We start from the raw sequence: 16390 nt of genomic DNA, 5'->3' as shown, positions 1-16390 counted from the left end.
GAGCGAGCTTGCTCGCGAAAAACGTCAACGATAACGCGGGCATCCAGAATGAACGCGACGCCCTCTGGTTTTTTCGCGAGCAAGCTCGCTCCTACAGGGATATGAGGAGGTTTTGAACATGCTGCAAGTCGACAAGCTGCACCAATACTACGGCGGTAGCCACATCCTGCGCGGGCTGTCCTTTGACGTGAAGATCGGCGAAGTCACCTGCCTGCTCGGGCGCAATGGCGTGGGCAAGACCACCTTGCTCAAGTGCCTGATGGGCCTGTTGCCGGCCAAGGAAGGCGCGGTGACCTGGGAAGGCCAGGCCATCACCGCGTTCAAGCCGCACCAGCGGGTGCATGCCGGCATCGCGTACGTGCCCCAGGGCCGGGAAATCTTCGGTCGACTGACCGTGGAAGAAAACCTGCTGATGGGCCTCTCGCGCTTTGGCGCGAAGGAGGCCAAGGAGGTCCCGGCCTTCATCTACGAATTGTTCCCGGTGTTGCTGCAAATGAAACACCGCCGTGGCGGCGACCTGTCCGGCGGCCAGCAACAACAGCTCGCCATCGGCCGGGCCCTGGCCAGCCGCCCGCGCCTGCTGATCCTCGACGAGCCCACCGAAGGCATCCAGCCTTCGGTGATCAAGGAAATCGGCGCGGTGATCCAGAAGCTCGCCGCACGCGGCGACATGGCGATCCTGCTGGTGGAGCAGTTCTACGATTTCGCCGCCGAACTGGCCGACCAGTACCTGGTGATGTCCCGGGGCGAAATCGTGCAACAGGGTCGCGGCGATCAGATGGAAAGCGAGGGTGTGCGTGGCCTCGTCACGATCTGAGTCGAACCTGCTGCGCTTTGCGCAACGCCATCAGAAACCGCGCGGCGACATGCCCCTTGGGTTGCCAGAATCGATCGGGCTCCAACACATGCAGCCGGCCTGAATTGAACAGGATCGTGAGGGCTTCGCTGGTCTTGAGCCGGGGTTTGTCCGATTCGGGGTCGATCCAGCCAGACAGCAACAGGTCGTGCTCGGCGCGCTCGAAACTGGGCGCGTAGACCAACAGGGCGCCCTGCCTGGGGGTGAAGTAGTAACGGGCACCGGCCACCTTGTCCTGCCGCAACAGGTCGACCACAAACCGGAATTCCTTCTGCGAGATAAAGTTTTCGGTGATGGCCTGTTCATGTCGGTCAGTCAGCCGCTCCAGGCTGGCGTCCCACTTGTGCAGTTGCTGCACGCCCATGACGTGATAGCCCGCAGGGTATTTGGGAAGCGGCTGAGTGCGTTCATCCAGGTTCATCACCCCGCCAAACAGGCGCCGATAGGCACTCGTATTCATGCGCAGCCCCACATAAACACTCGGACCACTGTCGTCCACCGGCTCACTGGCGAGATAACTGTTGCCCGCTGCATTTGTCAGCACAGCCCCCATCGCGGCCTTGCCTGGCACCGCCGGTGAGCGGCGCCACATGTAACGCGCGGCATCATCCGGATGAGAGAACAATGGCCCGATGGCGACCCGTGCATCCGGGTCTTCAGCCACGCTGGCACCTTCACTCCAGGTGTGTGACACCCGCCCTTTTCCGGCCCAGATCTCTCCCGGGACCAGCACCTCGAGCTGCCCGGCACGCGCGACCTGGCGTATGTAGTCGCGAGGGTTGAAGTTCCCATTCAACCTGCGGATATAGGCCTGCAACTGCGGCTCACCGTCCCAGTCACTGTCCAGGCGTGAGGCACGGTACTTGAGCAAGGCGCTGTCGGCACACGACACGTACAACGGCAGATAAGGCGCAGCACCGGCGTTTGTTTTCGTACGCACCACCGCCAACGCAGCACGCAACAGGCTCGGCGGGATAAAGGCGTGGTAGACCGGTGATGCGCGCAATTCTTCAGGCTGGCGGGCCGGGGCGCACAGGTAGAGCGCCGCCACCGTACACCCCACCGGCAAACGCCCGCCCAGCACCACCCTGTCGTAGGGGAAGCGTCGGTCTTCACCGTCCACCGGCAGGCTGGCCATCCAGTGACCATTGGCCAACTTGAAGATAAAACCGTAGGTCAGCCGGTCTCGCTCCCCGGCGCTTTCATGGGCGTTGCGCGCGGCGTCATCGATATGACTGAACACCGGCCCCAGGGCCCGGTCGGCCGTGGCATGGATGAACCGATCAGGCGCGGTAAAACCACGCGCAGGCAGCCATCCGCTGCCCAGCACCTGAGCATTGCCCCATAGCGCACTGCCTTGCACCACGGTCATCGAGGCGACCTTGAGCAGCCGATTGACGAACGCCACAGGCGTGAGGCTACCGTCGCGCATCTGTTTTTCGAGCGCGTTGCTCAGCGGATCGTGAGGCGTTTGCTCAGCCGGTGCCAGCGCTTGGCGGAGCGCTTCAAGGTCTTTGGAAAGCGGGCCTTGCTGGGTCGCGTCCGTTGCGCTTTTGCAACTGAAACCGATCACCGAGCCATCCAGCCCGAACAGGTACTCATGGCTCCACAGGTGCTGGCACGTCAGCGCCGTGCCCAGCACATCGGTAGAGAACATCGCTCGATAGACCGCCTCGCCATCCTCGTCCAGCACAAAGGAGGGCAGTACGTCTTGCCGCGAACGATAGCGCGCCACCAGCGTCATGCCCGGGGCCAACCAGTCCGCACGCACCTCTTCGTCCGGCAGGATCCATTTGGGATCGAAGTTCTCTGTCGCGACGGGCAGCGGCTCGGTGGCGACAAACAAACCGTCGACGCGCTTGAGCAGCAAGCCGCCGTAAATGCGGTCGCGGCGATTGCCCAGGCGCTGGTGGGCATAGCGCAGCGCATCCGACTGGTCAAAGAACGCCGGGCTCAACGCCCTGCGGCTGAAGTCGGCATAGGGCAGCCAGTCGGCGCCCAGCCTGCTGCTCTCCTCGTCCCAGCATTCGCTGGCAACAAGCACACCGAGCCAACTCATGCCGATGACTTTTCTAACGAACGCCTGGGCTGATAACTGCCCCCCGCTCAGTTGGGTATGCACGTCTTCAAAGGTCCCGGATGGCTGCTTTACCGGGTCGAACAACGGCGTCGAGACATCCGCCTGATACTCGAGCACGGCGTCGTCCAGGGTTGAAATAAACACAGGCAAGGTCACGCCACTGCCGCTATCGCGCCAACGCCGGGCGGACAGGAACGCGCTGTACAGGTCGGCCGAAGACAGGAAGTGCCGGGCCAGCCAACGCTGCGGACTCTGCAGATGGTCGGGCATCCACAGGCGCGCGTAATACAACCCGTGCAGCTCAAATGCCGGCGGAAAAATGAACGCCCCGTCATCCCGGCTACCAAACAGACTCGCCAGGTTGAACAACGGATTGGCGCCATCCGCAGGGACAACCTGGCTCAGCACGTAGTGGTCTTTATCGGCGTGCTTGAGCAAAAAAGCAAAGCCCGTCTGGGCGGCATGAGCGCGTCGGCGCAACCGCGCGTGGGCGTCTGCGACAGCATCCCTGGCCGTGGAAAATATCGCACCAAACGCCACCTGCTGCGGTTTTTCAAAGGTCGCTGCCGGCGCGTAGGCACGCCAGGTTGGCGAGACATTGCCAGGCAATCCCCACAAAGGGCTGCCGAGCACAATGCGCAAGCCGATGGCCGACAAGTGCCGCACCCTGGCCTGCGGCTCGCGGGGCGCCGAGGAGGTGTCCGGGTTCAATTCATCCAATTGGTCCTTGGCGCCCGTAAGGTCAAAGGCAATCAGGCCGTCATCGTCGCAGGAGAGGTAGCCGGTGGAGACCCAATGGCGATTACCGATAAGGTGGCGCAGATCGGCATCGCTGAACAGTTGCCAATCGACGCTGGCCTCCTCCCGTGACCAGCCGTTGCGCAGCATGCGCGCCTTGTCCAGCCGGGCAACCGACCGACATGACGCGTATTGCCCATAGAGCACGTAGGGCTCGGGGATCAGCAGCACACCGCTGTGGTCCGCCGGAAACACCGTGCCGATGGCAAACCGCTGCGCCTCCCGGCAGGCCACCGGCAGCGTGGCGACAAAACGCTGGTCGGGGGTCTTGAGGATGCAACCGCAGTATTCAGCGTAACGATCGGCACCCACCTGTTCATGGGCAAACCGTGCGGCATCATCGGCCTGCAGAAACGGCGCACTGAACTCCGGCATGCGGTAGCGCGCAAAGGGCCGCCAGGTTGGTTCCACGCGGCCCTGGACGTCCCACAGCTTGCCGGCCACCAACACCGACAGCTCGCCCGCCGCCGCCACCCGCAGTACATACTCCGTAGGCGTCACGGCCCCGGAGCGCAAGCTCGCCTGATGGCCATTATCGTTGACCTCCCCGGTGGGCGTGACGCCATACAGCTGGCTCTCCAACCCCGTTCCGCTGAAGCGGTATCGCAGCTGCGCGCCGTCACGCGTACTCACGTAAAGCGCACGCAGCGTACGGTTCGAACGGGCCTGTGCGATGACAGCCGCCAGGTCCTGGGGCGCGACAAAGCTTTCGTACAACCAGTGTTGAAGGGTTTTCATCCCGATTTCAGGCAGCGACTGATAGCAAATCCCGTGGACCTCATAGCCTTCGGGTATCACTGGATCACCGTTGGCGTCCTGGGTAAAAACCGTCGACGGTGAAAACAGACGGCTACCGATGGGCGCAGGCTGTGTCGAGAAATACGCTTCGGCTCCGGTAGCCTTCAAAATAAACGCGACTTGTCGCAGTTCCGGCTTGAGGCCGAACTGCCCGTGCGCCACTTCAGCTGCCAGTTCCGGGACAGTCACTATCCAGTTGTACGGCGGTTCGACAGGAGACACGGAGACAAACGGCTCAAAGGCATTCCATGTCACAGGCAGCCGGCCACGGGAGTTGCCGAAGACCGCATTGGTCTCGATGACGTGAAACTCACCCAGGCTTGCCATCTTGCTGACGACTTGCAGGGGCGTACCACGGAAACCATCCAAACGGGGCTTGAAGATACCGGTGTCGATAATCGCTGTCAGCGCCGTATGAAACTCGCGCTCTTGTGGGCTGCCGCTGCGCACGTATTTGACCAGCGAACCCGTCGTGCCTGAATAGTAAAGGCAAGGAATGGGCTGCCCATCCGCGGTCAGGCTGGCGACGTAGTTTCGATAGGGAATCGTCAGCGTCAACAGCAAACGCTCATCCAGCGAGCGCCTTACCTCAGCATCCGGCTGGGAAGCCAGCATCCGCTTCAATTCTTCAGGATTGCTGCCCACCGCAACGAAAAAACCGTAATAACGATAATCTGCGGGCAACGCCAGGACGTCGAGAACGCGACCTTTTGACAGCCCCATACTCACCAGTCGGTTGATGTCGGTGATCAGTCCGGTCGCCACAAACCTGCCGTCCGTGCGCTGCAGGATGTAGCCAAAATGGGAGATGTCACGCCGCGACACTTGCTCACTGAGGTATCGGGCAGCGTCATCGGGCCTGAGAAAATCCGGGCTGAAATGGGGTTGCAGCTCTTCAAACCACGGATGTATTTTTCCAGGGTGTTGCCAAATCACCCCCGCCTTAAGGACTGACATCTCGCCCATGCTCGCCAACCGGTCAAAGTAACGGAACACCGTGAGCGCGCCGGTCTCGATCTGCCGCCGTGCGAACGCCCCGCCCTTGCCCAGCAACAATGACTCGGCATCCGTGCCCGAGAGCCTGTAACTGTTCAAGCCTCCATCGGGGAGCCGTTGCAACAGGACCGGCGGGCGCAGGGGGTCGAATAGATTCGGCGCGTCGGCCAACACCTCGACCAGACTTGCCAGGTGCAAGGGTAAAAAGGGGGGCTTGGTTTTATCGACCAGGCGCATCAAGACGCCCTCGATCAGAAAGCCTGGCGGCAGTTGCGTCTGACCGTCGGCGCCAGGCGGGAATAGTGTGTGCGGCGGGCCCCATTCATCCACGGTGCCCTCGCCAGGCACATAGACGTATTCATCGCGGTCTGCCGCCTTGAGCAGATACCCCCAGAACGGCTGGTCAAATGCCTGGTCCGTGAAAGCAATCAGCGCTGACAGTTGTGAGAATGCAAAGACAGCGGAAGAGAACGGTTGCATCCGCTCGCCGCCCTTCAAGGGCGTGTTCTTCAGCCACTCCTTGAGCACCCAGTCCTTGCTGACCCGCCCGCGCACACCGCCCCAGGCAGCGTTGGGCACCAGTACCCACAGTGCGCCGGCCTCGGCCACCTCCGGCACATAGTCCGTGAAAAAGTCGATCTCAGGGTGGATGGCGGGGTCCAGCCGGGTCAGAAACGCCTGCAACTTTGCCTGGGTTCGCACGACAAATTTCAACAAAGTGCCATCTGGCCCCGACAGATAATGCGCAGGTACATGGCCGCTCAAGCGAAAAATGACCTGCATGTCGGGGTACGAAAACAAGCCGCGCAGAATTGAACGCTGCCTGGCCGGGAACATCCTTGAGGGAAAGTCATCATCGGTATCGGGATGGGAGTGGTAAAACCCGGAGCAGGTGTAATCCGCCGGCAAGATCGGCTTGCCATCCTTGATCGGGATCACGCTATCTAGCGCTAGTTGCTTGGTCGCACCCTGCTTGGGCACTGTCGCGAAAAACAGGCCTGCGTGCTTGAGAATCGCACCGCCGTACTCGCGTTCGCGCTGGCTGCCTATTTGGGTATGGGCCCAATACGCCGCATCATCGGCGCTGATAAAGGGTGGGCTGAGGGCAGGCAGTTGCCCATCTGAGACGGGGTTTTGCCGAACACCATCGGGTTGTGGCGTGTCATGGATGTCCATCGTGCAGCACCTTCGGGAAGGGTCGAGGAAGAAACGCCCATCTAACGCTCCCGCCCTTCCTGAAGGGGCCTAACTATATCTGGCCGAGCGCACCACAACAGCGCATTGAATGAATCGCTCAAGACGGCACGGCACCACAACAGTGCACACCTCCACCAGGACCGACCGCTAATCCGTGTTCCACCCCGGCACGTCCTTTGCTACACCTGAGGAAAAGCTGTTCAAAAAAGACCTCAAGCACTCACCATGAACCTGCCCGCCTCCACCGCCCTGTTCACCCCCAGCTGGCATGCCGAGCTGGAACTCGGCTATGCGCGTTTCGGTGACACCACGCGCCCGGTGATGCGTCGCCACCTCGGCCCGCTGCGGGTGCAAAAGCATCTGTACGCCGAAGGCCCCGAGGTGTGCCAGCACATCATCGTGCATCCGCCCGGCGGAATTGCCGGTGGCGACCGCCTGGACATCCGCGCCCATGTCGCCGAAGGCGCCTGGGCCCAACTGACCAGCCCCGGCGCCGCCAAGTGGTATCGCGCCAAGGGCCCAGCGTTCCAGCAACTCGAATTGAAGGTTGAGGCCGGTGCCACGCTGGAGTGGCTGCCCCAGGAAACCATCGTGTTCAGTGCGGCCCAGGCCGAACTCACCACGCGCATCGACCTGCAGGGCGATGCCCGTCTGTTTTACTGGGACGTGGTTGCCCTGGGTCGACCGGCCAGCGGTGAACGCTTCGATCTGGGGCATTTTCAAGCACAGCTGGATATTCGTCGCGACGGCCAGTTGCTCTGGCATGAACGCCAGCGCATTGTGGGTGCCGACGGCTTGCTGGAGTCGCCCATCGGGCTGGATGGCCAGCCGGTGTTCGCGACGTTGCTGCTCACCGGCGATATCGAACCCGAGCTGCTGGAAACCTGCCGCGCCCTGCCCCACGCCGTGCGCGGCGACCTGACCCAATTGCCGGGCTTGCTGGTCGCCCGCTGCCTGGCCAGTGAAGCGCTGCTGGCGCGCGCATGGCTGATCGATTTATGGCGCCTGTTGCGCCCGGCGGTGCTGGGCCGGGAAGCCGTTTCACCACGAATCTGGAGCACCTGAACCATGGACCTGACCCCACGGGAAAAAGACAAACTGCTGATCTTCACCGCAGGCCTGGTGGCCGAGCGCCGACTGGCACGCGGGGTGAAGCTCAATTACCCGGAAACCATCGCCTACATCTCCGCCGCGCTGATGGAAGGCGCCCGTGACGGCCGCACCGTGGCCGACCTGATGCACTACGGCACCACCCTGCTCAGCCGCGAACAGGTGATGGAAGGCATCCCGGAAATGATCCCGGATATCCAGGTGGAAGCCACTTTTCCCGACGGCACCAAACTGGTCACCGTTCACCAACCCATCGCGTGAGGCCTGGTCATGATTCGTGATGCCACCCAAAACGACCTGCCGGCAATCCGCGACATCTACAACGATGCGGTGTTGAACACCACGGCGATCTGGAACGAACAGCCAGTGGACCTGGGCAACCGCCAGGCCTGGTTCAGTGCACGGCATGCCCAGGGTTATCCGATCCTGGTCTCGGTGGAAAACGATGAGGTCACCGGCTACGCCTCGTTCGGCGACTGGCGCCCCTTCGAAGGTTTCCGCTACAGCGTCGAGCACTCGGTGTACGTGCGTAACGACCAGCGCGGCAAAGGCCTCGGCCCACGGTTGATGCAAGCGTTGATCGAACGTGCACGCACCGGCGGCAAACACGTGATGGTCGCCGCCATCGAAAGCGGCAACCAGGCCTCGGTCCGCCTGCATGAGCGCCTGGGCTTTGTCACCACTGGGCAAATGCCACGGGTGGGCATCAAGTTCGGTCGCTGGCTGGACCTGACCTTCATGCAACTGGCCTTGAACCCGGGCGCCGAACCGCCCAAGGAGTGAGATCGATGAACGCCGCGCAGCTGCGTCGAGTCAATGCTGAAAGTTTTGCCCACTACCGCCTGGGCTTGATCGAGCTGTTGCTGGACGCGGTCAAGCATGGCGCTTCGGTCGGCTTCATGGCTGACTTCGATGAGGCCCAGGCGCGGGCTTATCTCGGCACCGTGCAGGCGAGCATCGAAGACGCCAGCCTGCTGCTGTGGGTGGTGGTGCGCGACGAACAGGTGATCGCCAGTGTGCAGTTGGCGCTGTGCCAGAAAGCCAACGGCCTCAACCGCGCCGAAGTGCAAAAGCTGTTGGTACACAGCAATGCACGGCGCCATGGGTTGGGCCAGCAACTGATGCACACCCTGGAACTCGCCGCACGCCAGCACAAGCGCGGCCTGCTGTACCTGGACACCGAAGCCGGCTCCCCGGCCGAAGCCTTCTACCAGTCGCTGCGCTACACCAAGATCGGCGAACTGCCCGACTACTGCCAAAGCCCGGACGGGCGCTACAGCCCGACCGCCATCTACTTCAAGACCCTGGGGCAACCTGCATGATTCCTGGCGAATACCGGATCCAGCCTGGCGACATCGAACTCAACGTCGGCCGGCGCACCGTCACCCTCAGCGTGGCCAACAGTGGCGACCGACCGATCCAGGTGGGCTCGCACTACCATTTTTTCGAGACCAATGACGCGCTGACATTCGATCGTGCGGCGAGCCGTGGCATGCGCCTGAATATTCCGGCGGGCACGGCGGTGCGGTTCGAGCCGGGGCAGAGCCGTGAGGTCGAGTTGGTGGATTTGAGTGGTGGCAGGCGGGTATTCGGCTTTGCAGGTCGGATCATGGGTGATCTTTAGGGCCTTATCGGGGGCAAGCCCCCTCCCACACTTTGACCGCGTTCACACATCAAGGTGGGAGGGGGCTTGCCCCCGATAGCGATCTCACATTCAACACATATCTTCAGGGCAACCACATGAAAATCAGCCGCCAAGCCTACGCCGACATGTATGGCCCCACCGTCGGTGACAAGGTCCGCCTGGCCGACACCGAGCTGTTCATCGAAGTCGAGCAGGACTTCACCGTCTACGGCGAAGAAGTGAAATTCGGTGGCGGCAAAGTCATCCGCGACGGCCAGGGCCAAAGCCAGTTGCTCGCCCATGAAGTGGTCGACACCCTGATCACCAACGCCTTGATCATCGATCACTGGGGCATCGTCAAGGCCGACGTCGGCTTGAAGAACGGCCGCATCCACGCCATCGGCAAGGCTGGCAACCCGGATATCCAGCCCGGCGTGACCATGGCCATCGGCGCCAGCACCGAAGTGATCGCCGGTGAAGGCATGATCCTCACCGCCGGTGGCATCGACACGCACATTCACTTCATTTGCCCGCAGCAAATCGAAGAAGCCCTGAACAGCGGCGTCACCAGCATGATCGGCGGCGGCACGGGACCGGCCACCGGCACCAACGCCACCACCTGCACCTCAGGCCCGTGGCACCTGGCGCGCATGCTGCAAGCCAGCGATTCGTTCCCGATGAACATCGGCTTCACCGGCAAGGGCAACGCCAGTCTGCCGGAACCGTTGATCGAGCAGGTCAAGGCCGGTGCCATCGGCTTGAAGTTGCACGAAGACTGGGGCACCACCCCTGCCAGTATCGACAACTGCCTGAGCGTGGCCGACGAGTACGACGTGCAGGTGGCGATCCACAGTGACACCCTCAACGAATCCGGCTTCGTCGAGGCCACCCTTGCAGCGTTCAAGGGCCGCACCATTCACACCTACCACACCGAAGGCGCTGGTGGCGGTCATGCGCCGGACATCATCAAGGCCTGTGGCTTTGCCAACGTGCTGCCCAGCTCCACCAACCCGACGCGGCCATTCACCCGCAATACCATCGACGAACACCTGGACATGTTGATGGTCTGCCACCACCTGGACCCGAGCATCGCCGAAGACGTGGCGTTCGCCGAAAGCCGCATCCGCCGCGAAACCATCGCCGCCGAAGACATCCTGCACGACCTGGGCGCGTTCTCCATGATCAGCTCCGACAGCCAGGCCATGGGCCGTGTCGGCGAGGTGATCACGCGCACCTGGCAAACCGCCGACAAGATGAAAAAACAACGCGGCGCCCTGCCGGGCGACGGTGCGGGCAACGATAACTTCCGCGTCAAACGCTACATCGCCAAGTACACCATCAACCCGGCGATCACCCACGGCGTCAGCCATATCGTCGGCTCTATCGAGGTCGGCAAATGGGCCGACCTGGTGCTGTGGCGCCCGGCGTTCTTCGGGGTCAAGCCGACGCTGATCCTCAAGGGTGGGGCAATTGCCGCCAGCCTGATGGGCGACGCCAACGCCTCGATCCCCACGCCGCAACCAGTGCACTACCGCCCGATGTTCGCCAGCTTCGGCAGCAGCCTGCATGCCACCAGCCTGACCTTTATCAGCCAGGCCGCGCAAGACGCCGGCGTACCCGAAGCCCTGGGTCTGAAAAAGCAGATTGCCGTGGTCAAGGGCTGTCGGGATGTGCAGAAAACCGACCTGATCCACAACGACTACCTGCCGCACATCGATGTCGATCCACAGACCTACCAGGTCAAGGCCGACGGCGTATTGCTGTGGTGCGAACCGGCGGCTGTACTGCCGATGGCGCAGCGCTATTTCCTGTTCTAGGCCACGAGCGGCACGCCGATACGCGACAACCGCGCACGGTCCAGGGCCTGGCCGGTCAGCTTGGCGACCAGGGCCTTGTCTTGCGTCGCCAGGTTCGCCATTTCAGCCTCGAACCGTGCCGGGTCCGAGGTGGCGTACCGATCGAACGCCGCCTCGGCCTCGGCCTGCAGCGCCTGGAACGGCCCGGGGTCGGACTGCTTGAGGAAGTCCAGCCAAAACGGTTGCTCACCAATCGACTTGCGCAACAGCTCTCCCTCTTCCAGGGCCAGCACCCGCAAGCGCGCCTGCTCGATCATCGCCGGGGTCACGTCCGGCTCCTGGAACATCATCTGCGCCGATTGCCAAGGCAAGTCCAGTTTGTCCTCGGAAGCCAACTCGGTGGCGTAAATCAGGTAGATCTCCACCTCGTCGATGTCCCGCATCACGTTGCCTTGCGCATCACGATGCGTGACGCGCAGCCCCTCGGCATCGTACTCGGGGAATTTGCGCCCCTGAGCCACCAGTTCACTGACCCTGCCGCGGGCGATCCGGCCCAACTCGTCCAAGCGCGACTTGCCGCGCGCCAGCTCCAGCAATTGGCGTTCCACCAGGTCCTCGGCCACCAGTTCGTAGGCTTGGGCCACCAGCACTTCAATGCCCATGGCATTGAACAGTTGCGCGCCGGCATCCACACAGGTGGTGGGCGCCGCGGCCATAATGAACAGCTTGTCACGCAGAGCCCGGTGCGCAGCTGCAGACTCGATCATGGTCCACACTTTGCGCGTCAGGTCGGCTTTGGCGGCGTCCTCCTCAAGGGTGTCTGCGGACTCGGACAGTTTGCGCAACTCGCTAAAAAAAGGCTCGGACCCGTGCTCGTGCTCAAGGCTGTCCCACAGGTGCTGCTTGGCGACCCACTGCTCGTCGCTCAAGCCCGTGCGCCAATGGATGCTGTCAAGCACACCCCTGGGCGGATAGGGTCGATCAGGCTCCAGCCCTACCGATTGCCGATAGCCCCTGATCACGTCCAGGTTCTGTGCGGAGATGTACCGTGGTTCCGCGTTGATCCGCGTACGCGCCACGGTATTCGCCTGGCTTGACCCCGGTTCGACCTGCGGCACGCTGTCCAGCCGATTGGCACTCAGGTCCAGTACAAAAGAACGCGCACGAGGCTGATCGAACAGGCCAGGCGGCCAAGTGCCGAGCCCGGTGTCGCCGAGCAGCAGCATGCTCAAGTCCGGCATGCGGCCGATGTCGGGGGCCAGGTGAAGCGGGTTACTCTCCAGTCCCAGGTAGTTCAGTTGCGTCAGACCTTTCAGGCGATTGACAGCGTCGGCGTCCAGGACGATCTGGTTTTCGGACAAGTCCAACGCAGTCAAACGCAACATCTGCCCGATTGCCTCGGGCAGCACCATCAGCTCGTTGTTCTCCAGGCCGAGACGACGCAGGCGCTTGAAATGACGCAGGAACGGGGTGGGATCGGTCTCGATGCCGGCGCCCGAGAGTTCAACGGCCGAGACGTGATCGAAGTTGACCGTCAGCAGGGGCAGTTCTTCCAATTGGTCGAACAGGTCCTCTCCAGACAGGTCAATGACCTGCCCATGGGAATACCCGCTGATATCCAGGTCCTCGCTTCCGGTGCGACGCCATGCTTCGCGCAAGGCCCTGACGATCCTCAAGCGCGCGCGCCGCTGGTGCAGGAACGCGCCAGAGCGGCGAGCCTCTGCGGACACTTGCCGGACGTGCTCGCGCAGCCAGTTCTGCAACGCGTTGTCGAAGGTTTTGTATTCCAGCTCCAGGGCCTTGAGCTTCGCGTGCGGCTCCACGCCCAACCCATCGACAAACGCGCTCACCTGTTCGCTGGTCAACGTTGGGTAGAGGCTGCGCACGCGCTCCTCGACGATGCGACCCCAGACGGTGTCCTGGCCGTGATTGCTCCATCGATACCCCAGCCGTCCGCCGGGCAGGCGTATCGAGGGGCGGTCGGCAAAGCGGAAGCGACGTTGCTGCATCTTGAGCAACGGCCGCAGTTGATCCCGTGGCAGCGCGCCTTCAACGATCTTTGCCTTCAGTTGTGGACCTTGCTTGATGCTCGGCAAGCCGATGGCCCGACGGTGCGCATCGGTCAGGGCATGTTGCAGGGCCGCATACAGGTCTTCGGTTTCGTGCAGGGTTTCATCACGGATATTGCGCGCCTGATAGCGGCCCTCGCCGACCCGCACCAACACCTTGCGCTCGGAGGCGGTTTCGGCGCCGAAGCTGGCCCGCAACTCCCCTTCCAGCTCGCCGTCGCGCACTTCCAGGCGCAGGTCGTCCTTCCACCCCGGCAGGGACTGAAGTGTGTTGAGCGCCAGGACCTCGGTATCCTTGTCCGCCAGCGCTTCCAGGTATAGCCCTTCATAGGCGTGGGCCAGGCGCATTTGCTGCTGCGCCTGGCGTGCGGCCTCGGCAATGCGCAACGGCACGCGCTGGTCAGTGTTGAGGGTACGCAGTTCCTGCGGCGTAGCACCGACCAATAGCTCCTCGGCCATCAGCGCCGGCACGCGTGGAAACTGACGCGTGATCAATTGGGTGGCGGGCTGCGCAGTGGGCTGCTGCTCGGCGTACAGGCTGCGCATCAACCGGGCGCGCTGGCTCACCGCAAAGTCCTGCAGGCGTTTGCGCAAGGCGCCAATGCGCAGTTCCGGGGTCCTTGGGGTGTAGCCGGGCAGTAACGCGTGAGTTTGTGCTTCGCTCAAAAAGCCGATGATCGCCGCGGGCAACTCCCCCCCCATCAACGCCATGCGGCTGATGCGCAGTGTGTCCCGCGCAGTGGCCTTTGCATTACCGTACTTGGCCGACACGCTGCGCGGTTCGATGTCCGAATAGGCTTCCAGCGCCAGGTGCTCCGGCCATCCGCTCAACTCAGTGACCAGCAAGGCCGGGAAGCTGCACAGGGCACTGGAGAGCTTGCCCTGGCCGATCCCCTCGGCCACCGCCACCGCATCGTGATAGGCCCGGAACTGGCGCACGGTGTCCAGCAGGATCGCCGGCACGGGCTCGCCCTCGGCATGCACTCGACGCAGCCTGTCCTCCTCAACCCCGCTGACCCGACGGATCTGCTCCAGCTCGACGTCGCTGAAGCCATCCATCACCGGCCCCAGGCGCCGCATCAGAATTGCCCCGCACCAGCGCAATGGCTGTTCCAGTTCATGGTTCCAGGCACCGCTGCCATTGGCGGTCAGCCGGGGCTGGTAGACGTCGCTGCGCGTTGGATGCTCCATGTAGTAGCCGTCGGTCTCGGCATCCTGTTGCACGGCATAGCGCTTGCCTTCCAGTTCCAGCACCTGTTTGCCGCCGACCTGGTGGAGCCCGCGCCCATCCGCCACCGAGCCTTGTGGCAACCGCAACGTATGTTCATAGGCCGACAGGTCCGGTTTCCACAGCCGCACCTTGCCGCCAGGCAATGGCACGGCTTTGAGCTGTTCGATAAAGGGCGAGAGGGTGAGATGGCTGACGGTCGCACCGACCGCCAGCAGCGCCAGGTTTTCAATGACATCGGTGATATGCGCCCAGCCGGCTTCACGGTCGCCCTGTGCCCAGTCGATAGCACCGTCCAATACCTCGTACAACAGTTGCCCGGCCGTCACCAATGACATCACCACACCCAGCGGCGGAATCGCCATGCCCAGCAGGTTCACGCCAAACAGGCCGATATTCAGATAGTGCTCCAGGCGTCGCGACCGTCCGGCTTCATCGGCATCGGCGGTGCTCACGGCCTGGGCACGGGCATCGGCGTACAGCCGGCTGCGCAGGTTTTCGTAGCGATGGGGCCACAGGTCCACTTCCTCCCAGAGCCCCTTGATCGAAACCGCATTGACATTGAATTCAGGTGCGCTGATCGGTACGCGCACCTGGGGCTGGGGGTCACCGAAGATCGAGGTAATCCCTGTGATGGCCGGTGGGCTGAAGAGCTCGGTGATGTACTGGCCCCACTCCGAGCGTATCCATTGCAAGGCGAAGGGCTGCGGCGGCGCATCCAGCACCAGCTCGGTGAGCCTGCGAAAGTAGTAGGGCCGCTGCCTGTAGGCGACGAACTGGCTGATGAAACGTTGGTAGTCCGTGGTCGGTGCGCCTTGAGAACGATCAACGTCACTACCCGGCCCAGCCTTGAGCCGGTCGGTCATGGCGTTGCTGAAGGCGTCATAGGAGGCGTAGCGCTTGATCGGGTGGTCGGGGTCGTCCGGGATATAAACGATCACCCATGTGGAGTAGCGGTATTTGACGCAAGGGTCGATCACCAGGCAATCCTGCAGGTGCAGGTTCATCAGGCAGGGCACGCGGTACCACACCTGCTTGTCGCCCAGCATGATCTGCCGCTCGCCGGCCAGCACGCGCATCAACAGGGCATGGTCGCTGTCATCGATATCGCCCTTGAGCAGGGCCAGGCAGGCTGCCGCTTCGAAAGCCGCCCTCTGGTGCTTCAAGTAACGCTCGCGCAGCACGCCTTCGGCGACCGCATCCTGTGGTTGCAGGAAAGACTTGAGATGGGCCTGGTACTTCGCGCCCAGGTCCAGGCCACGGCACAGCTGGGCAAACGTCTCGATCTTCAGCGTCGTGGTGTGCCGCTCGAAGTGACCGCGGGCATCGGGTGTGGTGATGAACCCGGAAGATGCATTGAAAAACCCGGCCTTGGCTTCCCGCGCCTCGAAGTTGTTCAAGGCCGCCTGCAACAACGAAAAGGTCTTGGTCCTGAACCCGCCGGTTGCCACCCCAAAGGCGTCTTCGACCGGATAGTAGAGGCGCAGCCAGGTTTGATTGACGTCCAGTTCGAAACCGGCCTGCCTGAGCGCCGCTTCCAGCAGCGGCTGGGCGAAGGCTGTCACCGACTGCAGCTTCGCCAGGGACTTTTCCAACACGTTGAGCGACGTGCAACGTGCGTCCAGCAACGCCTTGAGTTGGTCTTTGCGCGATTGAGAGGCGGCGGCATACCAATCGGGAATCTGTGCCGGGGTTTGCTTGAGCGCCAGGCGACGCGAGGGCGACGCCTGGCTCAGGCACGGCGCGATTGCCTGTTTGATCAGAGCGTAATGCTGGCCTTGCTCAATGGGTGCAGGTGGGGAGGTTGGCTCGGACATGAGGTGACTACCGTGTGATCT

At 62.7% G+C, this 16390-nt stretch carries 9 protein-coding genes; 7 read left to right on the top strand and 2 right to left on the bottom strand.

Going from position 1 to position 16390, the window contains the following annotated elements; genetic code table 11:
* Nucleotides 1-118 precede the first annotated feature (118 nt).
* On the top strand, nt 119-817 hold the full coding sequence (urtE, locus tag BLR69_RS24615) for an urea ABC transporter ATP-binding subunit UrtE (RefSeq protein ID WP_071492977.1): 699 nt from the start codon (nt 119-121) through the stop codon (nt 815-817).
* Here the strand turns inward: urtE and BLR69_RS24610 are convergent.
* Nucleotides 807-6704 (bottom strand): DUF4329 domain-containing protein, encoded by a 5898-nt coding sequence (locus BLR69_RS24610; protein ID WP_071492976.1) that lies wholly within the window; start codon nt 6702-6704, stop codon nt 807-809. The two genes, urtE and BLR69_RS24610, sit on opposite strands and share 11 nt — an antisense overlap.
* 246 nt (nt 6705-6950) lie before the next feature.
* Between BLR69_RS24610 and BLR69_RS24605 the strand changes: the two genes are divergently transcribed.
* The 6 genes from BLR69_RS24605 to ureC all read left to right on the top strand — a co-directional run bounded on the left by BLR69_RS24605 (nt 6951) and on the right by ureC (nt 11276).
* On the top strand, nt 6951-7790 hold the full coding sequence (locus tag BLR69_RS24605; protein ID WP_071492975.1) for an urease accessory protein UreD: 840 nt from the start codon (nt 6951-6953) through the stop codon (nt 7788-7790).
* 3 nt (nt 7791-7793) lie between these two features.
* Nucleotides 7794-8096 carry an urease subunit gamma gene (gene ureA, locus BLR69_RS24600; RefSeq protein ID WP_003171437.1) on the top strand — a complete coding sequence of 101 codons (303 nt, stop codon included), beginning with the start codon at nt 7794-7796 and terminating at the stop codon, nt 8094-8096.
* A 9-nt stretch (nt 8097-8105) separates the two neighbouring features.
* Complete coding sequence (locus BLR69_RS24595) at nt 8106-8618, top strand: GNAT family N-acetyltransferase (protein WP_071492974.1); 513 nt, start codon at nt 8106-8108, stop codon at nt 8616-8618.
* A gap of 5 nt (nt 8619-8623) precedes the next feature.
* Nucleotides 8624-9157, top strand: a complete 534-nt coding sequence (locus BLR69_RS24590) for a GNAT family N-acetyltransferase (RefSeq protein ID WP_071492973.1) — start codon at nt 8624-8626, stop codon at nt 9155-9157.
* Nucleotides 9154-9459, top strand: coding sequence for an urease subunit beta (locus BLR69_RS24585; RefSeq protein WP_058423547.1), 306 nt, complete (start codon nt 9154-9156; stop codon nt 9457-9459). The genes BLR69_RS24590 and BLR69_RS24585 overlap by 4 nt, the downstream gene beginning before the upstream one ends.
* Nucleotides 9460-9575: 116 nt before the next feature.
* Nucleotides 9576-11276 carry an urease subunit alpha gene (ureC, locus tag BLR69_RS24580; RefSeq protein ID WP_071492972.1) on the top strand — a complete coding sequence of 567 codons (1701 nt, stop codon included), beginning with the start codon at nt 9576-9578 and terminating at the stop codon, nt 11274-11276.
* Here ureC and BLR69_RS24575 read toward each other — a convergent pair.
* On the bottom strand, nt 11273-16369 hold the full coding sequence (locus BLR69_RS24575; protein ID WP_071492971.1) for a dermonecrotic toxin domain-containing protein: 5097 nt from the start codon (nt 16367-16369) through the stop codon (nt 11273-11275). The two genes, ureC and BLR69_RS24575, sit on opposite strands and share 4 nt — an antisense overlap.
* Between the last annotated feature and the right edge of the window lie 21 nt (nt 16370-16390).

It is taken from the genome of Pseudomonas azotoformans (genome assembly GCF_900103345.1).
In the GTDB taxonomy this organism is placed as follows: domain Bacteria; phylum Pseudomonadota; class Gammaproteobacteria; order Pseudomonadales; family Pseudomonadaceae; genus Aquipseudomonas; species Aquipseudomonas azotoformans.
The sequence above is the reverse complement of the archived record's forward strand: the minus strand, read 5'-3'. Positions and strand labels throughout refer to the sequence as shown.